Source organism: Candidatus Desulfosporosinus nitrosoreducens (genome assembly GCF_030954495.1).
Taxonomy (GTDB): domain Bacteria; phylum Bacillota; class Desulfitobacteriia; order Desulfitobacteriales; family Desulfitobacteriaceae; genus Desulfosporosinus; species Desulfosporosinus nitrosoreducens.
In genome coordinates this window covers 298,143-321,015 of sequence record NZ_JAVHUW010000082.1, presented here as the reverse complement: position 1 = coordinate 321,015, position 22,873 = coordinate 298,143, and the positions used below count along the sequence as shown (strand labels likewise).

At 44.3% G+C, this 22,873-nt stretch carries 16 protein-coding genes and 1 pseudogene; all 17 read left to right on the top strand.

Features of this window, described 5'->3' with window-relative positions:
• Positions 1 to 521 precede the first annotated feature (521 nt).
• The 17 genes and pseudogenes from REC12_RS24220 to REC12_RS24140 all read left to right on the top strand — a co-directional run bounded on the left by REC12_RS24220 (position 522) and on the right by REC12_RS24140 (position 22,866).
• The gene (locus REC12_RS24220) at positions 522 to 1,958 is read left to right on the top strand and encodes an eCIS core domain-containing protein (protein WP_308898632.1); all 1,437 of its coding nucleotides are present in this window, start codon (positions 522 to 524) and stop codon (positions 1,956 to 1,958) included.
• Between the two features lie 491 nt (positions 1,959 to 2,449).
• Positions 2,450 to 3,166 (top strand): response regulator transcription factor, encoded by a 717-nt coding sequence (locus tag REC12_RS24215; protein ID WP_308898630.1) that lies wholly within the window; start codon positions 2,450 to 2,452, stop codon positions 3,164 to 3,166.
• 400 nt (positions 3,167 to 3,566) lie between these two features.
• On the top strand, positions 3,567 to 4,010 hold the full coding sequence (locus tag REC12_RS24210) for a hypothetical protein (RefSeq protein ID WP_308898628.1): 444 nt from the start codon (positions 3,567 to 3,569) through the stop codon (positions 4,008 to 4,010).
• A 53-nt stretch (positions 4,011 to 4,063) separates the two neighbouring features.
• Positions 4,064 to 4,528: a YbjN domain-containing protein gene (locus REC12_RS24205; RefSeq protein WP_308898627.1), complete on the top strand. Its 465-nt coding sequence runs from the start codon at positions 4,064 to 4,066 to the stop codon at positions 4,526 to 4,528.
• Positions 4,518 to 6,728: an ATP-binding protein gene (locus REC12_RS24200; protein ID WP_308898626.1), complete on the top strand. Its 2,211-nt coding sequence runs from the start codon at positions 4,518 to 4,520 to the stop codon at positions 6,726 to 6,728. Before REC12_RS24205 ends, REC12_RS24200 begins: the two co-directional genes overlap by 11 nt.
• Before the next feature lie 63 nt (positions 6,729 to 6,791).
• On the top strand, positions 6,792 to 7,841 hold the full coding sequence (locus REC12_RS24195) for a hypothetical protein (protein ID WP_308898625.1): 1,050 nt from the start codon (positions 6,792 to 6,794) through the stop codon (positions 7,839 to 7,841).
• Positions 7,842 to 7,958: 117 nt separating this feature from the next.
• Positions 7,959 to 9,782 (top strand): phage tail sheath subtilisin-like domain-containing protein, encoded by a 1,824-nt coding sequence (locus REC12_RS24190; protein ID WP_308898623.1) that lies wholly within the window; start codon positions 7,959 to 7,961, stop codon positions 9,780 to 9,782.
• A gap of 52 nt (positions 9,783 to 9,834) precedes the next feature.
• Positions 9,835 to 10,323 (top strand): phage tail protein, encoded by a 489-nt coding sequence (locus REC12_RS24185; RefSeq protein ID WP_308898620.1) that lies wholly within the window; start codon positions 9,835 to 9,837, stop codon positions 10,321 to 10,323.
• Positions 10,324 to 10,436: 113 nt separating this feature from the next.
• Entirely contained in the window at positions 10,437 to 10,802 is a 366-nt protein-coding gene (locus tag REC12_RS24180; RefSeq protein WP_308898619.1) for a phage tail assembly protein, read from the top strand.
• A gap of 17 nt (positions 10,803 to 10,819) precedes the next feature.
• Positions 10,820 to 10,987 (top strand): annotated as a pseudogene (locus tag REC12_RS24175) (DUF6760 family protein); the annotation flags it as partial.
• A 23-nt stretch (positions 10,988 to 11,010) separates the two neighbouring features.
• Entirely contained in the window at positions 11,011 to 11,883 is an 873-nt protein-coding gene (locus REC12_RS24170) for a phage tail protein (RefSeq protein ID WP_308898617.1), read from the top strand.
• Positions 11,884 to 11,911: 28 nt separating this feature from the next.
• The gene (locus REC12_RS24165) at positions 11,912 to 16,747 is read left to right on the top strand and encodes a hypothetical protein (protein ID WP_308898615.1); all 4,836 of its coding nucleotides are present in this window, start codon (positions 11,912 to 11,914) and stop codon (positions 16,745 to 16,747) included.
• Between the two features lie 66 nt (positions 16,748 to 16,813).
• Positions 16,814 to 17,479 carry a CIS tube protein gene (locus REC12_RS24160; RefSeq protein ID WP_308898614.1) on the top strand — a complete coding sequence of 222 codons (666 nt, stop codon included), beginning with the start codon at positions 16,814 to 16,816 and terminating at the stop codon, positions 17,477 to 17,479.
• Positions 17,480 to 17,502: 23 nt separating this feature from the next.
• Positions 17,503 to 18,612 (top strand): phage late control D family protein, encoded by a 1,110-nt coding sequence (locus REC12_RS24155; protein ID WP_308898613.1) that lies wholly within the window; start codon positions 17,503 to 17,505, stop codon positions 18,610 to 18,612.
• A gap of 25 nt (positions 18,613 to 18,637) precedes the next feature.
• Positions 18,638 to 19,387: a phage baseplate assembly protein V gene (locus REC12_RS24150; RefSeq protein ID WP_308898612.1), complete on the top strand. Its 750-nt coding sequence runs from the start codon at positions 18,638 to 18,640 to the stop codon at positions 19,385 to 19,387.
• Between the two features lie 12 nt (positions 19,388 to 19,399).
• The gene (locus REC12_RS24145; protein ID WP_308898610.1) at positions 19,400 to 19,819 is read left to right on the top strand and encodes a gp25 family contractile injection system sheath assembly initiator; all 420 of its coding nucleotides are present in this window, start codon (positions 19,400 to 19,402) and stop codon (positions 19,817 to 19,819) included.
• On the top strand, positions 19,816 to 22,866 hold the full coding sequence (locus REC12_RS24140; protein WP_308898607.1) for a baseplate J/gp47 family protein: 3,051 nt from the start codon (positions 19,816 to 19,818) through the stop codon (positions 22,864 to 22,866). The genes REC12_RS24145 and REC12_RS24140 overlap by 4 nt, the downstream gene beginning before the upstream one ends.
• Positions 22,867 to 22,873 lie beyond the last annotated feature (7 nt).

The following is a 22,873-nucleotide window of genomic DNA, read 5'->3' as shown; positions in this document are numbered from 1 at the left end:
TCCCATAGGAGCCTCAACAATTGTCAGGGGATGATCGTAAAGTTCCGCCAGAATCTCATAAACACGTTTTGTTTTTAACGTTCTTACTTTTTTCTCTCATATCCCTCTACTCCGGTCTATTAATTGCAGCTAATGCGGCCTCTGCAAGCCCTAAAATAGTGCCATAATTTACTGCTAATTAATTAATAATATAACAAGGCCAATCCCTTAGCACTCCACTGCGCCGCAGGGCGGTATACAAATAAAGAAGACTTGATTCAGGTGGAGTTTTACTCCATCTGAATCTTAGTCGCCCTTATCAGGGACTTAGCCGCTCTTAACTCACCGCTTGCCGAAGCGGGAGTTTTAGAGCGGATTAGTCAGCGGATAAAAAATTACGCTTTTAGGCTAAATGATAAAGCATAGCGTATTTAGGATCTATACAATAAACTGCTAATGCTATATAGTGTGTATATTTAGAATTGTTTTCACGAGAGAGGGTACGTCTGACTATGCTTACTGAAGGGATTTGATAATAATAGATGCATGATTATTCCAAAAAACCGCTGTCTGACAATCTCGCCGCTGCAAGCAGTCTCAGTCATAGTAAAGCCGGACTTAACAGTCGTGGTCTGGGAAATCAAGCCATGCTTACCATTCTTGGCCTGAATCAGCGCGGCGGCAATTCCAATCTTGTTGATATCATGAAAGGGCGAACACAAACTATTGAGACAGTAAACAGAACCGGATTGCCGGATAAGCTGAAATCAGATGTTGAAACTATGTCAGGATTATCTCTTGATGCCGTAAGAGTACAATACAATTCGGATAAACCTGCACAAGTAGGAGCGGCTGCTTATGCGCAGGGAACGGATATACATATCGCACCTGGCCAAGAAAAATATCTGCCGCATGAGGCCTGGCATGTTGTTCAGCAAATCCAGGGAAGGGCTCGGCAAACAAACAGGGCCTATGGGAAAGCAATTAACGATGATGAAGCATTGGAAAAAGAAGCGGAACAGTCTATTAAGCCCCCGGCAATTGACAACACCGACACCATACCGAGTGCAAGCAATGACACTAATATCCGTAACAACAACAATATGCCCTTGCAAAGAGTTGTGTTAAGTAAAGTTTATCCACTAGTCAAAGGTGGTGTTAGCAAAAAATACTTCTCAACTTTAGATTCCCCAAAAGAATTTGACAAGCTGGAGGAAGCCCTGGCACACGATGGAAATTTACTCCAAAAGTCTGCAGGGGCTGCGGCAGCGGGCCCGGATCTTGAGCAAAGATACCCAACTCTGAAAACATATCGGGGTACTGCTGCGCCTAATATTCTTACCAACAACAAACAAGGTCCTCACACATTAGCACATGCCTATATAGCAAAGAGGCTGCAAAAATCTCTTGAAAAGGCAACGCCGGAAAAACTGAAGAAATTAAGGGAAGAGCAAATTCCTGATCTGGATACTATAGAAAAATTGCGTGACAAAGTGTGGAAAAAGACTGATAAAGAAAAGAAAGACAGGTATGATGAGGATTATACAATACTCGGCGACCAGTTGGCCCATGAGATTGGTGGATTCAAAGAAGGCCAAAACACCAAAAACATTTACGAACTATTTATGAGATTGATGACAATGCATCCTTTCGCTGTTTATGGATCGGGTACTAAAATAAATTCGAAACAAACTATAAAAGGCAAAGGTGAAGCTAAAAGTGAAACGTTTTTTGAGAATATCGATGCACATTCAAAGGGAATCTTGAAAAGTAATCTAAAAAGCTTTGCAGAATTTTTAGGTATGAGGTTTAAATTAGCTGCGCCTGGTGAAAAAGAAACGGAATGGAAAAAATGGCTGTATCCTGAGGCTGATGAGAAAAGCCCAGGCCAGAAAAGAACAAGCGAAGAAGCCGACACAGAAGAATTAGATCCCGAACCGGAGGAGGAGCCCGAAATCAGGAAGCAAAAAACAACGTAAGAAGCTGAAGGCTTTGCCAAGCGGCTATACGCTGCGCATTTTCTTGCGCTGCTTATGTGAGATGCCGGTGTCAGAGGGAGGACAGAGGTTAAAATTGCGGATAAAAATGGTTGATTTTCCAAATCGCTTATGCAATAATGAAAATAATTTAATCCAATAATATAATTTAATCTAATAATCTCCATGTATTGTAACTTCAATTAAACTCCGTACCTTAATCTTAAGAACGGAGTTATTGTCTTTGGAGGCGGTATATGAAAGGTAATATTGAAAGAGTTGAACCATCTCCCGAAAGAATAACCGTTCATCTGAACATGGTGTCAATCTGGAATCATGATGGATATTTTGCCTAGAGAAGAAAATGGGGTTCAGGGATAAAGGCTGGGTTGACTATGCTTAACTATAAAAATACGCCAAAGGGAGTATATTCAATATAAAATTAGACTTATTTAAAAAACATTATCCTAACTATATAGTAAGGAAGTTTGTAAATGTCTAAAAAAAGCGTAGTTATTGTAGATGATGAAAAAAATATATGCAGGCTCGTGGAGTCTGCTCTTACTCAAAATGGTTTTGAAGTGACATCAATAAGTTCCGGAGAGGACACTTTGGAGATGCTGAAAAGCAGAAACGTTGATGTTGTGATCTTAGATGTTCTGCTTCCTGGAATTGATGGCTTGGAAACCTTAAGGCAAATAAGGGCCAACCCATCCTGGCAGCATATACCTGTCATAATGCTTACCAGTAAAAACAGTGAACTTGACAATGTTATCGGTCTTGAATTGGGAGCTGATGATTATATTGGCAAGCCTATCCGCTTCCATGAACTGGTGGCAAGAGTCAAATCAGTTCTGCGCAGATCTAAAAAGGAACACTATACCAAACAAACTATGATTGAATTTAATGATTTACAAATTGATATAGCAACCCGCTTAGTTAATTGTAAAGGTATTGCTTTACCCCTTTCTTACAAAGAATTTGAACTGCTGACCTTATTAGCGAGAAAACCGGGGAGAGTCTTTACCCGGGATGAGATTCTCAATAAAGTATGGCAGGAAGAGTATTCACTTGAAACCAGAACAGTAGATGTACACATTAGAAGGCTTCGCAGCAAACTTGAGAAACTTGGCGAAGAAAACAAAATCATCATTGAAACGGTAAGAAATGTAGGTTATCGCCTCACGAATTCAGGAGATAGTTCCCGTTAAAAAATATCTAAAGGGTCATTCCTGGCAGCCCACCTATCTGCAGACAACTTTTTCCGCAGACAGGCGGGCTGTTTCTTGTCCCTACGGACTACATGCCGCCAAACGGCACACTATGGCTGCCGCCTGCGCCTGATATGAGGCTTCTTCGCCAAGCTTACCCGCCGTGCGAAAACAGGGTCTGCGGGCGCAAGTCAAGTTTTGGTTAGACACTATTTTTATAGGCTGACTTCTCTGTCGGAATTTGTTGGGATAACAAAAATCGTCACTATTGTTACATAAATTTAACAATCTGTGTTAATAGATGTTACAAAAGGATGTTAGAATTATTTTGAACAGATACTTAGCAATGATGAACTGTTTTAAAAGGTTTTTTCGGGCAGAACTTGTTTGAGGTGAATTATTGAAAGATACACAGAAGAATGAGCAGGATCAGAAAAAGGAATATATCACTGAAAAAAAAGGCAGCCCAACGCACACATCCAAAAGAAACATGGAGGCTTCCTATCTTGCAGCACTTGCCCAGGGAACAATTCCCCAAACTTTGGGCGCGGAATTGTTCGCGGGACTCAGCAAGTTGGGTAATTCTGCTTTTCTGCAAGCCCTGGAGAGAACTAATGATCTAAAAAACGAGTTCCAAAAATATGTAGATGCTGAGACTTTTACAGAGGATAAAGTGAGCCTTTTAAAAGAGAGGCTTGCCGCTAATCCAACCCAAGCGGTAAATGAAGTTGAAATATTACCCGCAATGAATAAATACCAACCTCTTCCCAGCCCGGTAAATGAAGAAGATCATTTGTCGGCACTGGTGCCATTTTCTTTTGACCAAGGGGTTTCCAAAGAATAATCAAATTATTTTTATTCTTCACTGTTCTCAGAAAGGAAATTGGGATTAGCCGAATGACAAAAGGAAGAATTTATCAAGTCCAGGAAATCCTCGACAATGAAGCCTGGAGCTATGAACGCAAAGGCAATGATATCCTCCTCCTGGCCTCGTATCGAACACGAAAATGGAAGATTGTCATCAATTGCGAAAGCGAAAGCCGTATATGCTGTTATTCAGTGTTCCCCTGGCCTATATCCGAAAATAAGCTGGCAGAGGCTTTGAGAGCCTTGAATGAACTCAATCTGGCACAGCGCACAGGCTGCTTTATGATAAATTCAACAGATTCACGGGTCGTTTACCGCTGTGGAACCCAAATATTAGATGAGTTTACAAGTTGCGATTACATAAAATATGTTCTTTTCTCCAGTGTGGCCTCAGTTACCCAGGCTTGGGATTTGATTCACAGCGTAGCTTGCGGTGCTTATGGCAGAAAAGTCAGTATTTCAGGTTTGAAGAGGGAGAAAGGCAATGGAAAATGATAACTGGAATGTGAGGCTGAATAAATTAGATAAGCCCTATGGAGACCAGTGGGAGTTAATGAATGATTTCATGGCCATTCTGGATATTAGACTATATTACCTCTATAAACACCATATGTGGGTAGGACCTGAAAATACGCTGCAGAATATGATGGGTTTAGCCGTTTCGCGCGCTGAGTTTGAAATGAATCTCACCAAAGCTGCCGATTCTGTTGCCGGTCAAAACCTGACAAAGGAAGAAACTGCGGATATTGAGGTAATAACCAACTACTTTGAAGAACGATTCAAACATACTTCTGTCCTCCGTCCTGAGTTGGCAATAATTAAGCTGCTGAAAATGTTTTCCTTAAACCGTTTTGCGCGCAATTGCTTACTGCTGGCTTATGCCGTCCAAATTGAGAAAAAATATGAAAAGATCTTTGCTTATTTGCAGGATGACATAACCAAAAAACTGCCAACGGCAGAAATTGCGATTAAGCTGTTTGCACTGCCCGGTGAAATGATAGCCGATTACTTTTATTATTTTAGCCAAAATAGTGCCCTGGCTAAATTTCTTCTCGATTTAGAGGATAACTCGGGTCCATTTTATTGTATGCCGATTAATTTGCGGGAGCGGATTGTAGATTACCTCATTGGCAACAATTCGAGATTTGAGAATGGCTATTTTGAGCTGTTTCCAAAAAGCACTGAACTTCATGAATTGGTAGTTGACGATTTTACGGCTCGTTGTCTGGATTCCGTTCTGCTTTCGGCCGCAAATACTCATCAGGAAAACGGAGAATCGGTCCTTGTCTCCATGACAGGTAAAAATGGAAGCGGCCGCAAGTTTCAAATAAAGCATGCAGTCTCTAAGAACAATAAAAACTGCTTGTTTGTTAATCTAAAAGCCCTTCTGGAGGCAAGCGGCTCAATGGAAAGCAAAATCAGGGCGACGATCTGTGAAGCCATTATAAATTGCGCCTATCTCTGTTTCACAGCTTTTGACCCTTTGCTCGAAGAGAGCAGCAAAAATGAATTATACGGATTTATTGCCTCAATGGGTTCCAATGCTGCATTTTGGCCTGAGGCAATCTTTATAACCTCGGAGAAGGACTGGAAGGATATCAACCTGCCCCATAATTTCCTTAAAGTAAACATTCCAATTGAGCCGCTGGATGAAAGCTTGCGTTTGAACCTTTGGAAAGCTTTTACCAAGGGCAGAAACCTTGAGCAAGATGTTGATTTGGCGGAACTGGCTACAAAATTCCGATTCACTCCGGGTCAGATCAGAAACGCGGTGATTCAGGCCGCACGTCTTTGTGAAGTACACGGTCTTCCGGCTATCGATATTGTAACGCTCCATAAAAGTTGTTACGCCCAAGTTGTTGTACGGCTGGATACACTTGCCAACAAAGTGCAGCCTGCCTATACCTGGAATGATATAGTGCTTCCTGCGGATCAAGTAACCATGCTGCAGGAAGCGTGCTCACACGTTAAGTTCAGTCATACGGTGTACCAGCAATGGGGCTTTGAAAAACGCATCTCTTACGGCAAAGGTCTCTCCATGTTGTTTTCAGGACCTCCCGGTACAGGAAAAACTATGGCTGCTCAGGTTGTTGCCAATCAACTGCACATGGAAATGTACAAAATTCAGCTTTCGCAGGTTATCAGCAAGTACATTGGTGAAACTGAGAAGAATCTCCGCCAAATATTCGAAGAAGCAAAAGATTCAAATTGCATCCTCTTTTTTGACGAGACGGACGCTCTCTTTGGCAAGAGATCGGAAGTTAAAGATTCGCATGACCGGCACGCCAACATAGAGACTGCCTATCTGCTACAGCAAATGGAAGAGTACGACGGAGTTATTATTATGGCTACTAATCTCTTGCAAAATATTGATCATGCCTTTATGCGCAGAATTAATTTTGTCATTTCTTTTCCCTTTCCCGAGGCTTCGACCCGCAGGCTTCTTTGGGAAAAATTGCTGGGCACGGATGTGCCCATCGCTGAAGATGTAAATTTGGAGTTTATGGCCGGACAATTTAAGATCGCCGGTGGAAATATCAAAAATATTGTGCTGCACGCCGCTTTTCTGGCAGCAGCGGAAAAAACGGCGATTACCATGAAACAACTGCTTAAAAGTGCCGTTAATGAACAGAAAAAGAACAATATTATCATTGTTAAGGAAGATTTAAAGGAATACGCCGACTTGATATTTTAGTAAAGCAGGGTATGCGGCTCATAGAGGATAATCCTTGCGATACTCCGATAAAGGATGATTGAGTTGGGTTCAGGAGTCTATGTAAAAAGGAAAAAGAAAACCGCTGCTTCTTCGGGATACGATCTTTTGGATTCCCTGAAAAACAAAATTGAAAGGGACCTTGCCCTGGGGGCAGGAAATCCCGGGCTGAAAAGTTTAGATCCAATCTACTACATAGCGGAGAATTTCCGAACGACCTTTGACCTGTTCGGTCAGAACAATGCGCAGCGCATGGCAGAAGCCGGCAATCAATGGGCAGAGGGGAAATCTGAAAATGATCTTTCTGCTGAAACAGACTTTCCATACTACGAAAGTACGGCAGAAGAAAAAGCAAAAGGTGATTTTTACAGAAATTTTTCGGAAATCACTTTCCGCAACGGGCGGCTGGCCTCCGCGGTTTTGCAAAACGGCGGTAAAACGATGTTTGTGTCTTGTCTGAAAAGAGCCTTGGGACAATCCGCACCCACTAATTTTTTACAGAGTAAACTTTTTTCGGCCTCTTCAGCGCAAGTCCGCTTAAAAAATTCTTCCGCGCAGGTGATCTTTAACCGTTATACAAATAGTGCGCTTGGTCTTGTTGTGGAATCTATTCGCAGTGCCAGAGAAAACCTCAAAGTCTTTAAACGCTTGGCAACGGATGACTTCGAAAAAGAAATTCCCGGCATGAAGGGCAATACACTGCGCAATGTCTGTCCGTTTCTATCCATAGCCAAGGATACTGAAAGGTTGGTGGAATATGAAGAAAGACTCAGGGAGCTGACTCAATTGGCAGGAAGCCAAGGCAACCTAAACCAACGGCATAATATTTCTGCTCAGAAAGCAATTTTGACTGCGGGAATTAGCAAAACACGGGGGTTGATTGCCAAAAAACGTCAACTTGAGGCCCAGTTTATTCAGCGGCTGGAGCAGCTATTAGAAAATTCCCGGCAGGCGGAAAAGGATTTTAAAACTCCAGGTTTTGCGGAAACAGTCGTGGAGGAACTCCTTGATTTGTTGGAATTTCCCGATGACGGAAATGATGATGACGGTAATGACGGTAATGAAGAAAACAAACATAATCCGGAAGAACCCTAAAGGTCTGATCATTGAATTATTAAGTTTCCCAGCTGTAAAAATCAGCAAAAATTAATAGAGAGGGGGTAACTGATTCTGCCCTCCACAGTTCATGTCGAGGAGTAGAATTGGGAACAAATGCCCGAGTATTTATCACCAGGAGTATATGTTGAAGAATACGAATCCGGTTCAGTGCCGATGGCTGGAGTAGGGACCAGTACGGCGGGTTTTGTCGGCTTGGCGGAAAAAGGCCCGGTTATAGGAAAACCGCAGTTTGTGACAAGTATTAGTGATTACATGCGTATTTACGGCAGCTATCTTTCTGAATCAAAATATGGGGATAAGAGATTCCTCCCCTACGCTGTCGAGAGTTTCTTTGTTAACGGCGGCACAAAATGCTACATCATGAGGGTTGCTCCCTCAGATGCCAAAGCCGCGCTGGGTAAGGCTCCCGCAGTGTTGACCTTTGCGGCTGCAAGCCCTGGAGAATGGGGCAACAGAATCAAAATCAGTGTAACTCCCGCCAGCAGGCAAAAATCGCCGATCTACGAAGTACAGGGTAATGATTGTGTTTTCAAGACGACGGATGGTTTTTTTGTAGGGGATATTGTTGCTTTCGATGAGGGGAAAAGCAAAACCTACAATAAAATTAAAGCAATTCAGGAAAATACCGTAACCTTTGAAAATCCTGTCAATCCATCAATTGTGGACAAGGCAATTGTACCGACGAAATACGTTAAAAGCAGCGAGATCAACATTAGTATCAAATGTGATGATTTAAAAGAAGATTATAACTTCGTTTCCTTAAATCCAGACTCGCCGGATTATATTTTGTCCCGCCTTGCTAAGAGCGAACTGGTAACCGTAAATGTTGCCTTTAAAGAAAGTGAAACGGCAAAACCGCCTGAGAAAAAAGTTGAAAAGAATAGCAAAGGTGACAAAGCTGATGATACTTCTTCCGCCCCAAGCATAGCAGTACCGGAGGTTTCCGCTCCGGTTTCCGGCGGATTTTTACCGCCCTTTGAAGCTATTGGTGCCAAGGGTACAGGAATTACTGTTTTATTTGAGGGCGGTTCGGAAGGAAACATAGCCGGTATTTCCGCCGCAGACTATATGGGAAGCAATGCGGGTCCCGGTAAGCGTACAGGTATTCAAGCTTTTATCGAGGTCAGTGACGTCAGCATGCTTGCGGTGCCGGGAATCACAATTCCTGAAGTTCAGCTTTCCCTGGTAGCTCACTGCGAGCTTACGAAAAGCAGATTTGCTGTCTTGGATGTACCGCGAGACAAGAAAAAAATTGATGAGATTCTTGAGTACAAAGACATGTTCGACAGCTCCTATGCGGCTATGTACCATCCCTGGTTGGAGTCCTTTGATTCATTTGCTAAAAAGCGCTTCTATTTACCTCCTTCGGCAACCATGTGCGGTATTTATGCCCGCTGCGACTTGACCATAGGAGTACATAAAGCTCCGGCTAATGAAGTTGTACGGGCCTGCACCGGTTTGGAATATGACTACAACAGTTCGGAACAAGACCGGCTGAATCCCGCCGGTGTGAACCTGATCCGCTCCTTTCCCGGAAGAGGCATTCGGGTCTGGGGTGCGAGAACCTGTTCCTCAAATGGCAATTGGAAGTATGTCAACGTCAGAAGATTGTTTATCTATTTAGAAGAATCCATTAAAGCTAATACCAACTGGGTTGTTTTTGAACCGAATACTGAGATTCTGTGGGCACGAGTGCAAAGGTCTGTTGAACTTTTCCTTTCTTCCACCTGGAGAGCCGGAGCCTTGGCAGGCTCAACGCCAGATGAGGCTTTCTTCGTTAACATCGGCCGAAACACCATGACACAGGATGATATTGACAATGGCCGTTTGATTTGTGTTATCGGTGTTGCGCCAGTGAAACCGGCTGAATTTGTCATCTTCAGAATCGGCCAATACACGGCGAACAGCGGCGAATAATTCGCAAAGACAGGACTTGAACAATAAGAAGGAAGAAAGGGCTGAATAGGGAATGCCAGATATAAGATATCCATTTAAAAATTTTAGATTCAAAGTGGAATTTGACGGGGTAGAAAGTGCCGGTTTTTCAGAAGTTTCCGGTGCTGATATTTCCGTTGATGTTGTCGAGTACAGGGAAGGCAATGAGATTAGGACAACTCCCAGAAAGCTTGCCGGATTGACTAAATACGGCAATATAACTTTGAAATGGGGTGTTATTGGTTCCATGGAAATGATGGATTGGCTTCATTCTGTGGCATCCGATAATACGGCAGGTCCGACCGGGATTGCCAGAAAAACTTTGATTATCAAGGTTCTTGATGATACCGGTGCCGATGGGCCGTCTTGGGAAATCATCAATGCCTGGCCGATGCATTATACCGGACCAAGTCTCAACGGTCTCGGGGCCGAAGTGGCTATTGAGTCCCTGGAAATTGCCCATGAAGGCGTGAATCGTGTGGATGGTTCGGCTATTGACTCAGCCTCACCTTCACAAAATTAAAAGCAGAATAGCAGCTGAGGCAACTTATCTTTATTGTGACGTAATGTGCCGTTATACAGGATTAACCATCCTGTATAACAGCGCTTACCTATTTTTAGTAAGGTGGTGCAGCAATGTCTTTTCAAACCGACTATGAATTTGAACTTCCACGGGGTTATTTAGATGCTAATGGAGAAGTTCACAAGAAAGGGGTTATGAGGCTGGCAACAGCAGCCGATGAAATCTTGCCCATGCGAGACCCCAGAGTCCAACAGAATCCGGGTTATTTAACAGTGATCCTCTTGGCCCGGGTAGTTACCAGGCTGGGAACCTTGAATTCTGTGAATACCAAAATTATTGAGAACTTATTTACCATTGATATGGCCTTTTTGCAAGATTTATATCAGCGTATTAATATGGCGGATGCTCCTTCTTATAAGGTTCAATGCCCCAAATGTGAGCATACCTTCGAAGTGCCGTTGGATTTTTTAGGCGAGTAGAGCTTAATCTCTATTCGGAGGAGAAGCTCTACGAAGAAGCGTCATTTTTAGGTTATTATTTACATTGGTCTCATGATGAGATTATGCATCTGGATCACAAGGAACGGCGCAGATGGTGTGCAGAGGTTTCCAAAATCAATAAGAAACTAAGCAATAAACCGGAAAATATCTTTGAGAAAATATGATTTTTGGCAGGATGTTGAACATTATGGCGCGTAAACCATTTGGTCCGAAGGATATAAATGAATATTATGAAACAATGGGTGCCCGTCCGGAATCAGAGACTTGGGAAATGCCCTTTTACAACGATACTAGCGGTAAGCCGATTACGGGTGTGGGACGCAGAGCCCCCAAAAACAGCGGTAATTTTAAAGCTCCCGCCTATAACCATCAGGGCAAGCCTATCATAAGTAATAATGACGGCTCTAATACACAAAATGGGAGCGCTTACCGGGTTGAGGTTTTTCGTCCCGGACCAACCCGGAAGGATATGTTTACCCCTCCCAAATATAACGATACCTCCGGTAAACCGGTCATCAACGACAGTCCGCAAGACAGTAATTCAAATAATGTATTCCGTCCGTCCGAATTGAAAAAAACAGGAGTTTACAATTCTCAAGCGCGGCAGGAATCCCTCTTGGCACTTGGAGAGAATCGGAAAGTGTTCTTAAACAATAACTTTTCGGCTGAAATTCCGGGCGGACTGATTCCAATCGGCAGTTTCTCTAAAATTTCCGGGATAGAGGTCGAATGGGAATTAGAATCTTTCCGTGAGGGCGGAGAAAATAACTCAGAGTATTTATTTCCGAGACAGATCCGGAATTCACGCTTGATATTTGAATATGGCATGGGGTTTCTGGACCCTCTTTTCCGATGGTTTAACATGACTGAGCAGGGAATAATGCTTAAATCTCCCTTAATGATTTACCTCAAGAATGAGCATGGATTACCGGTGAAGTTATGGATGGTATTGGATGCTATGCCGGTTAAATACTCGGCACCGCAATTTGATGCTTTGGCTTCTGAAGTTGCCATAACCAGGTTGGAATTTATCCACGGTGGCTTAATCAATATTTTATAGCGCAAAGAATTGAGCGGCGGAGGATGTAATGGGCAGTATTACTGTATTGAAGAATATGCACTGTAACGTTCAAAGCAACAAATTCATAAGGTACAGACCAAATCCTGTAATAAAGCCGTTTTACACGCTGGCCGGGACGAAACTTTACCAATCGCTCCGGGAACGCTTCTCTTTGCGCAATTATAAGGGCTGGAGCCTGCTTTCCTTATTCTTTTTAGAAGAGACCTCTTCGCTTGGCTTGCCGCCTTTAATCCAGCAATTACAAAACATTTATCCGGAGATCATTTTCAACATCTGGCCCGGAACGAGAAACGTTAAATCGGCACAAGCGTCGGGTATCCCTTTGGGTTTAAAAGCTGGAAAGAACTTAAGTTCAGCGAGAGAAAAACCATTAACTGGCGGAAATTTCCTGAATACAGAAGCCTGGTCAGGCAGAGAAGCCCTCTACTATAAGGCGGATGATGCCGGAACGCCGCTTGACAGTGATAGGCTGAAAAGCGGGCCAGTGAGGGACAAGGGATTTTTCACAAAGGGCAGACTTGTAAAACAAATTCCGCCGGGCCTGACAATAACTAATTTTTTGTTAAAGAACCAGTTCACACTGCAAAGCTCCGGAACTAAGATCTTTGAGAAACTAAGGCAAAATGTCCTCAGAACCTACGTGGCAAAGTCTCTGAGTAATAAGGGAGCACAAAGCCAGGTCAGTGCTCAAGTAATACAAGACCCTAAAGAATACTACAGTCCAGAAAGAGTTGAGAAAGCATCCGAAAGGGACAATAGGTCCTTCCAGACAAGAGCCGGCAGAGTTGCAGACAGGCACTTTTTCCAGGAGAGGGCTGGCGGAGTTGCAGACAAGCGCTCTTTCCAAGTGAGAGCCGGCAGGGTTACAGACAGGAACTCTTTCCAAGCAGATGATGCCGGAACGTCGCTTGACAGTGATGGGCTGAAAAGCGGGCTGGGGAAGGACAGAGGATTTTTCACAAAAGGCAGGCTTGTAAAACAAATTCCGCCGGGCCTGACAATAACTAATTTTTCGTTAAAGAACCGGTTCACACTGCAAAGCTCCGGAACTAAGCTCGTTGTGAAACTAAGGCAAAATGTCCTCAGAACCTACGTGGCAAAGTCTCTGAGCAATAAGGGAGCACAAGGCCAGGTCAGTGCTCAAGTACTACAAGTACCTAAAGAATATTACAGTCTAAAAAGAGTTGAAAAAGCATCCGAAAGGGACAATAGGTCCTTCCAGGCAAGAGTCGGTAGAGTTGCAGGCAAGCACTCTTTCCAAGTAAGAGCCGGCAAAACTGCAGCCAAAAATTCTTTCCTGAAAACAGAAAGGGATATATCGGGATATGCCCTAATCCAAAATTTACTCAGTTTTAGATCAGAGCTTGTAATTTTGAAAAATCCCTTGGGGACTAAGGGACTGTTTAAAAACGCGCGGGGAAACGAATTTCTTCGTTTAACGCAAACAAAGGGCTGTAATTTATTAAACTTTACTGGAGCCGTATTTAGCAATATCCCAATACAGGAATCAGATCAGCAAACCGTCGTGAAGCACAGTGGGGTTCACGACTCACCGTTCCAGCTTTGGCGGAATAACCCCCGCATTAGCAGCAGTTCCTTCGAGGCAATGAACAGAGTGCTTTTAGAGCACCGGGGAACCGGAGAGACCAGAGAAGGAAGCAGAAAAATCAGCAGGATAGAAAGGGTGCCGCCGGCGCGGAGAATAACAGCCGGTGATCATGCGTCAGAACATTTATCGGGATATTTGTCAGGACGTATTAACCAGATACAGGAAAGCACCCTGCGGATTGAAAAAGGGGTTTTGGGAAAGCCGGAGAGACTGCTGATGCCTGGCAGTGTACTTTTGCTTATGCGGCAGAGTTTTGGAGCTAAGCTCCTTGAGAAACTAAGGCAAAATGTCCTCAGAACCTACGTGGCAAAGTCTCTGAGCAATAAGGGAGCACAAGGTCAGGCAAGTGCTCAAGTAATACAAGACTCTAAAGAATATTACAGTCAAGAAAGAGTTGAGAAAATATCCGAAAGGGACAATATGTCCTTCCAGGCAAGAGTCGGCAGAGTTGTAGACAAACACTCTTTCCAAGTAAGAGCCGACAGAGCTGCAGACAAGCACTCTTTCCAAGTGAGAGCTGGCAGGATTGCAGACAAGTACTCTTTCCAAATGAGAGCCGACGAAGTTGCAGTTAAGCGCTCTTTCCAAGCGGGAGTTGGCGGAGTTGCAGTTAAGCACTTTTCCCAAGTGAGAGCTGGCAGGGTTGCAGACAGGAATTCTTTCCCAGTAAGGACTGGCGGAGTTGCGGACAAAAACTCTTTCCAGGCAAGAGCCGGCAAAGTTGCAGCCAAGAATTCTTTCCTGCAAGCAGAAAGAGATATACCGGGATATGCCTTAATCCGAAATTTACTCAGTTTTAGATCAGAACTTGTAATTTTGAAAAATCCCTTGGAGACTAAGAGACTGTTTAAAAACGCGCGGGGAAATGACTTTCTTCGTTTAACGCAAGCAAAGGGCTGTAATTTATTAAACGTTACTAAAGTTGTATTTAACAATATCCAAATACAGGAATCGGATCAGCAAACCGTCGTGAAGCACAGTGAGGTTCACGACTCACCGTTCCAGCTTGGGCAGAATAACCTCCGCATTAACAGCAATTCCTTCGAGGTAATGAACAGAGTGCTTTTAGAGTACCGTGGAACCGGAGAGACCAGAGAAGGAAGCGGAAAAATCAGCAGGATGGAAAGGGTGCCGTCGGCGCGGAGAATAACAGCCGGTGATCATGCGTCAGAACATTTGTCGGGACATTTGTCAGGACGTATTGACCAGATACAGGAAAGCACTCTGCGGATTGAAAAAGGGGGTTTGGGAAAGCCGGAGAGACTGCTGATGCCTGGCAGTGTATTTTTGCTTATGCGGCAGAGTTTTGGAACTAAGATCTTTGAGAAACTAAGGCAAAATGTCTTTAGAACCTACATGGTAAAGTCTCTGAGCAATAAGGGAGCACAAGGTCAGGCAAGTGCTCAAGTAATACAGTACTACAGTCAAGAAAGAGTTGAAAAAGCATCCGAAAGGGACAATGTGTCCTTCCAGGCAAGAGTCGGCAGAATTGTAGACAAGCACTTTTCCCAAGAGAGAGATGGCAGGGTTGCAGACAAGCACTCTTTCCAACTGAGATCCGACGAAGTTGCAGTTAAGCGCTCTTTCCAAGCGGGAGATGACAGGGCTGCAGATAGGAACTCTTTCCAAGCAAGAGCTGGAAGGATTGCAGATAAACACTTTTTCCAAGTGAGAGCCAGCGGGGTTGCAGATAAGAATTCTTTCCAAGTACGGTTCGGCAGGGCTGCGGACGGGAATTCTTTCCTGAAAACAGAAAGGGATATACCGGGATATGCCCTAATCCGAAATTTACTCGGTTTTAGATCAGAGCTCGTAATTTTAAAAAATTCGCTGGGGACTAAGGGACTATTTGAAAACTCGCGGAAAGACGACCTTCCCCGTCTTAAACAAGCGGCTGGCCTTAGTTTTCTAAAATTTGCTGAAACGTTGTCATTTCGCAACACACAAATCTATCAACCCTTACGAGTTGCTAAGCAGGAAAAGAGCAGCGGAGATAATGCTCTTGTTGAATTAGTGGTTGAGTCTCCTCTGAAGTATAAAAATGGCCGGACATTAGACAATAGAACATTGCCGAGGGTGTTTACGACCGAAAAGAGCTTGGTGACAACCCATATAAAGAATAGCGCCCTAAAGAAGGAAGAGGGGCTCAAGGATAAGATCCGGCAACTTAGGCCAAGAAATGAACCCATCTCCATGGAGCAACGCCTCAGCATCAAGAAACTCTCTCAGTACTTAACAGGCTGGAAGGGATATTATGCCCTTGCAGCTGCCCGGCAACCGGAGCCGGAGCCGGAAATGAATGTCCTGCCGGGTCAGGCGTCTCGCTCAAAAGCGGTCTCAAGGAAGAAGATAAACAGCAGCCAAACGAAACTGGCGAAAGGTAGTGCCGGAGAAAGACTGACCCAAAAGCTTGTTCAGAAGATCGTCAAGGCCTGCCAAGAAAACCGCCTGGAACGATATTTAGCTCCGAAAAGAAAGTTTGAACAAGATCTGACCACAAATCTATTTTTTCCGCAAGACAAAGAAGCCGGCCAAGAAAACGACTTGCTTCAAAGCTATGCAAGTTTTAAAACAGAGTTGGCTTTTATCGAAAATCCATATCCAGCTGAAGTTCAAGCAGCACCTGGCAAAGAGTACTTGTCTCTACTGAAGAGGCCTGGCTCTGTAAACTTCAGAAATACGGTTGAACGAGTATTTTCTCACATTGTGACCGAAAAACTTAACCAAACGATCTATAAGAAAGAATACGTCAGGATACTTGAGCGGGAGAAAGAGATGCTCTTGCCGCTTAGGCAAAGCTCACAAAACCCTTATCAGCAATCTAAAGCTGTCAAGGGAAATCTGATCAAGCAGTCCGCACCGCTATTGGCGCAGGCGCGGGAGCACCTTGTGCTCTCGCATATCATCAGCCGTCAGGACCTGGGAAATGGCCCTGTGGAAATGGTCATGCTGGCTCCTCCCACAACAGCTCCTGATTATGGAGCAGGCTATGCAAGAAATCTGCCGCCGATCACGCATAAGAGTAAGGAAAAGACTTCGGAAAAGCAGGAACAGCAACGGGAGTTAGTGGTAAAATCTTTGAATACTCCGCTTGAACCTCGGAAAAAAGTCCTGAATCAATCCATTTACGATGTGGATTTAATGAATCCCACCGAACTCAATAAGTTGGTGGATAAGGTGTATCGGCAGCTGGAGACCAGGCTTGTCAGAGAACAAAGACGTTTTGGCTATTAGATTTTGCAGGATTCCTGCCAGCTATTATTCATTTGAGAAGGGAAGAGATCAGCCGGGATGATTCTTATGTCGAAAGCTTCTTTAAAATATAACGACGATAGCGGAATTGAGCAAAAGGTCTCCTGCTTATATAACCCGGCAGAATTGCAAATTCAGCGTTCGAACACCTATACCGAACATAAAGTTCCCGGACTCGATCGGCCCATTCTGCAGTTTATTAATGGAGAAGCGGAAACAATGACCTTTTCTCTGTTTTTTGACACCTACTCCTCAGGAATTGAGACCGGCCAGCTGGATCTGATGCTGAACAATAAAATGCCGACTCTGCTGAAAGCGGACGTCAGGAAGTATACCGAACCTGTTTACAACTTGATTACCGTGGACGAGAGCGAACACGCGCCTAAAGAAGTTACCTTCGAATGGGGAAAAATGAGTTTTACAGGATATATTGTTTCTCTTAATGAGAAGCTTACTATGTTTTCTTCTCTGGGTGTCCCTTTAAGGTCAACCTTGGAAATTACCATGAAATCTTCTGTTAAGGATAATATGATCCGTAATTCTCCGGATCGGACCAAACACCGGATTATTAACAGCGGTGATGCGCTTTATCGTTTTGCTTATGCAGAATATGGGGATTGTTCGGAGTGGAGAAGGATCGCCGAAGCAAACGGCCTTGACAACCCCCGGCGGATGAAATCCGGGGAGCGCATCGTGATTCCGGCCATTATTTGAGGGTAATATCCCGGGGGTGTGACATGGCATCATTCAGTGATTTTGAAGAAAAATATAAAGGATTTCAAAGACCCCGCTTTGCGCTTAAGGTTGACAATGAAGAGATCAAGATGGAGGAATTTCCCATTATTGATATTAGTGCTTTGATGTCAGCCGATTTTGGAATGAGTACCTGTCATTTCGTGATTGCAGGGATTTTTGATTTTGCAAACAGCAAGTTCAAACATGATATTTTCGAGACCTTCAAACCGGGAAAAGTTGTGGATCTTAAGATGGGCTACAATGACCCCACCAATTTGCAAGGGGTTTTTAAAGGATATATTAATTCGCTGAAATTTGATGTTAACGCCCGCGGAATGCATGCCATTGTCGAATGCCTGGATGCCAAGGGGGCGTTAGTCAACAATAAAGTCTGGGAAAATTATGGCGACATGGGGGTCGCAGATATTGTGACCAGCATCTTAAACAAATATTGCAAAAACTATGCAACTGTGCAAAGCGTTGAATATGACTTTAATAAGGGCGTCAGTAAAGATGATATCTCAGCCGAGATTAATAAAAATCAGGATTATTATCATTTTTTGATGTGCCTCGCCAAAAAAGTACGCAATTCTTTTTGCGTTATCTATGACCAAATTTATTTTGGACCTAGCCTGGCCCAGAAAAAACAAGATCCGGCCGTAGAGTTGGCTTGGGGAAAAAGCTTGCTGAGCTTTCATGCTGAAATTCATCTCACCAATCAGATTGGCTCCGTTGAGGTCAATTGGAATGATTACGATACCCAAGTGACCTCAACTTCTAAAGCGAATATCGACGGTTCACCCCTGGGTGGTTCAGCGCTGCCTGACGTCATAAAAAATAAAACGAAACAAATTAATGATCGGAATATCCTTAATAAGGATCAGGCTGATGAACTGGCGAAAAGTGAGTTGGCAGCTTCTTCAGCGAACCTGGTAAACTGCAGCGGTTCAACCATTGGCATCCCGGATATTAAAGCCGGGTCGAAAATTAAAATTTCCGGGATGGGGAAAGGCATCGACGGTGAATTCTTTCTCAATGAGGTGACTCACAGCATTAACGGCAATGGCTACCTAACGGAATTTAAAGCCAGTAGCTCTTGTGTAGCGACTTAAGGCCGGAAGACGGGGAGGAGAAGCAATGGGAATCATAGATAAACCTGAGACCAAAGATTGTAATCAGGAAAAGAGCATTGTTGGCGTTACTCTGGCAAAAGTAACTAATATTGAAGATCCCAAAAATCTGGGCCGTGTGCGCTGCGCGTTTTTGACTGCCAGCGAAGATGCCAAAGAATTAGATTGGGCCTTTGTTTTATCTCCTTTTGCAAGTAAGCAATCCGGCCTCTTCTTTTTACCGAATGTTGATGATCTTGTTTTGGTGGCTTTTGAGAACGGGAACATTCACAGGCCTTATGTGCTTGGCAGCCTGTGGGGCAGTCTGTCGGAGGCTCCGGTGAAAATCAGCGCGGGGAAAAATGAGACCTATTTAATCAAGACACCAAATCTAAGCAGTATCGAACTGGGGGATAAAAAAGGAGAGGAGACCATAACGGTTGCTACTCCTAAAGGCAGAAAGGTCGAATTAAACGATAAAGAAGAGCGGATATCCCTCTCAGATGGCAGTAATAGTCTGATTTTGGATGGCAAAGGCGGCGAAGTGACCATCAAATGCCAGAACAAGCTGACAATTGAAGTGGGCAGCGGCAACACGATTAGCATTGACGGAACCGCCGGAACTATCAAATTCAATGGAACTCAAGCTATCGATATTGAAGGAACCCAGATCAATCTCAAGGCAACTGCTACGGCATCCATAAAAGGCAGTGCTCAGGTTTCTATTCAAAGTGACGGCGTGACAGCCGTGAAGGGCAGTCTATTGCAGTTGAATTAGGAGGGAACAAGTATGTCATCCGAGTCAGACTCCAAAGGTTTTCTTGGACAAGGCTTCAAATTTCCTTTCTCCATAAACAGACAGACGGGCAAGATAGCGATGGTTGAGCATGAGGAGGATATCCAGGAAGCCATAGAAATAATCTTGAAAACAAATGTCGGTGAACGGGTCATGCGCCCGGAGTTTGGATCAACTGTCAGTAATTTTGTCTATTCCGTCAACAGGCTGGAGAGTGTTTCCGCTTTTGAAACTGAAATAGTAAAGGCCCTTGAACAATTTGAACCGCGCATTCAGGACATTAAGGTCGGGATTAATAATAGTGACGGTGATAAAAGCACAGTCATTGTCAACATCCAGTATAAGGTAAGAACGACAAACAACCAATTCAACAAGGTTTATCCCTTCTATATCTTAGAGGGGGCCGGGGCATGAGTTTAAGCATGAGTAATCCGCCGCAGATCGATCCGCGCCAGGCCGCGGATATCATTAAGAGCATAAAGCAGAAGGCTCAAATCTATACGCCCGAGTGGAAGTATGACCCGGATGAAGCTGAGGGTGGCGCCGCACTGGCTGAATTGTTCGCCTTGATGTTTGGCGGGACAATTGACCGCTTGAACAGGGTTGCCTATAAACATTATATAGAATTTTTAAATCTGCTCGAGGTATCGGCCCAAGCCCTAAACCCGGCGGCAGGCGTGGCTTTGTTTCAATTGGCGCAAGGCTGTACGAAAAATGTATTCATACGCAAAGGGACACAGATGTACTTTGACAGTGACGATGATCAGATCCGGGATACTGAAAGAAGGATTGTCTTTGAAACTGAGCGCGATTTTGCGGCAAGTCCGGCCAATATAGTTGGAATTTACTCGGTTGATCCGCGACGGGACCGGATTGAGAAGGTGGAACTGGAGCAGGCTCCGGCCAAATTCTTTGCGCCGTCTTCAGAGAGAAGTATTCAGCGGCATTGTTTCGCCTTTGCCTGCCATAATGTCTTCAATTTAACGAGTCCGGCCGAAATCGTTCTGAGCTTGGAAAACGAAAGAATCGGCTATTTAAATGAAGAATACGTGACTCGCCTGGCGGACCCCGTCTTCGCCCGGTGGTCGTATTTTGACGGCAAGAAGCAGATACCCTTTGAGAGGGTTTTTGTTAAAGACGGCAAGCTGTATCTGCATAAAGAGAGCTTCATTGCCTTACAGCCAGGTAAACAAGCAACAGAAAATGAGCAATCTGGTGAACAGATTTGGGTTTATTGTGAAATGAAAGCAGACGGAAACTCCGATGGCATCACTATGAACCGCATCAGCGCCGGCAGCGCCTGCCTGCGCCGGGAAAAGCCGGATCTGCCTATTGCCCCGCAGCAGATGTATGCCAATGACCTCTTGCTTGATCCTGAAGAAGGAGGCTATTGTTTTGGCAAGCAGCCCCGGGCCTATGATTGTTTCTATCTTGCTTCAGAAGAGGTCTTTTCCAAATGCAATGCCCGGATCAATCTTGAATTTAATTTAAAAACCGTTGTCCGGCAGCTAGGAACAGCAGAGGCTATGCCGCAATACAATTTCAACCGGAAATTCATTGTGGAAAAGGCGGATATTCCTATTGTGACCCCTGATGTCTCCTTTATCTCAAGAATCGTCTGGGAGTATTGGAACGGATCGGGATGGACGCATTTAAAAACAGAGGGTGATGCCAATCCCTTTCAAGGAGAAGAAGGTTCTTATAAAAAGCATATCTCCTTTCAGTGTCCCTCAGATATGAGGCGTAGCCTGCAAAATTCCCTGGCAAACTTTTGGCTTAGAGCGAGAGTTGTAGAAGTAGAGAATGCCTTTTCGGTCTATGCCAACCTGCTGTTACCGTACGTAGAGTCTGTTTCCCTGGATTTTGACTATCTGGATGCGCCGCAGCCGGTGGAATGGGTCTATACGGAAAATAATTGCGCCAAGGCTTTGTACCGCGCGCCGGATTTTTCCACATATATAAAGCTGTATCAGCCGCTGCAAGAGCATGATTACGCTGTTTACTTAGCTTTTGATCAGCTGCCTGCCGGTTATCCGCTTAACTTATACTTTAAGACGATAGGCCAAAGTAAACTAAGACACGCCTTAAGTTTTGAGTATTTTGCCGACGATCTGAAAGGTGAAGGGTCCTGGTATGAGCTGAAAGTAAACGATAAAACTGAGGGTTTGAGGGAAGAGGGGATCATCTCTCTTTATAATCCTCCCAATTTTCAAAAGAGCCTGTTTTTCGGACAGGAAGGGTATTGGTTAAGGATTGTCGCTAAAAATCTCAAGTTTTCTGAGCCTACTGACGATGGCCCTTTAATAACGGCTATCCTGCCCAATGTTGTGGAAATTGTTCAGAAGCAAACAATTTCTAAGGAAATGTTTCAGTCAGGAATTTATGAAGTAGGCAAAGTAATTTCCCTGGCCCATTATCCGGTCCTGGAATGTCAGGTATGGATCAATGAAATGAGCGATATTGCCAAAACGGATATGCAGCTGCTTGCGGAACTGAATCCGGAGCTGGTGGATATTCAATATAACAGTTCAGGCCATATCAGTGAATTTTGGGTTCGCTGGGAACGTTGCGACTCCTTCAGCAATGCGCGGGAAAACAGCCGGCATTACAAGTTGGACAGCTTTGCGGGCAAAATTTTGTTTGGCGATGGCAAAAGGGGAAAAGTTCCTTCAACAGGCGAAAATGCTACCATCCGGGTTGACTACAGTTATGGAGGCGGCCGGCGCGGCAACCTGCCGGCAGGCAGGATTGAAGGCTTGCTGGTTAATATTCCCTATGTCGGCAGCGTCAGCAATATCGAAATGACCTGCGGGGGGAGTGACCAGCATGATATCCGGATTTTAGAGAAGGTCGGACCCCTTAGGCTGCGTCATCGCGGGCAGGCCGTAACTGCCTCAGACTATGAAAGTATGGTCATAGAACAATTCCCGGAAGTCAGAGATGTCAGGTGTATAGCTCATCATGATTATCAGGGGCAACAAGCCTGGGGGCATGTAACCCTGGTCATACTGCCCTATGACTTTGAGAATAGAAGTTATTGCTTAAAGCTATGTAAGAGGATCAGCCAATATCTGTCTGAGAAGATAAGCTGTGAGCTCTTAAGCGGCGGAAGATTTTCCGTCGTACCGGCAGTGATTATGCAGGTTAGTATCGCTGTCTCCATAACCGTTGATAATTACGACCTGGCCGCCGAAACAGAAAAGCAGATTTTAAAGGTCTTGAATGACTATTTAAATCCGAGTGCTGTCGGCAAACAAAGGCTGGGAATAGAAGAAATTCCAACCGTGAGCTATGTGCATGGCCTGCTGAAGAAGATTAAAAATGTTGCCAGTATCCGGGAAGTTATCCTTGAAGGCCGTTATTATGATGGCCATATGCTCAAGATAGTGCCTTTGGATGATCTGTTTAAATTAAGATATGTTGTGGTTACAAACGGCGAACACATCGTCAGGATATTTTGAATGAAAA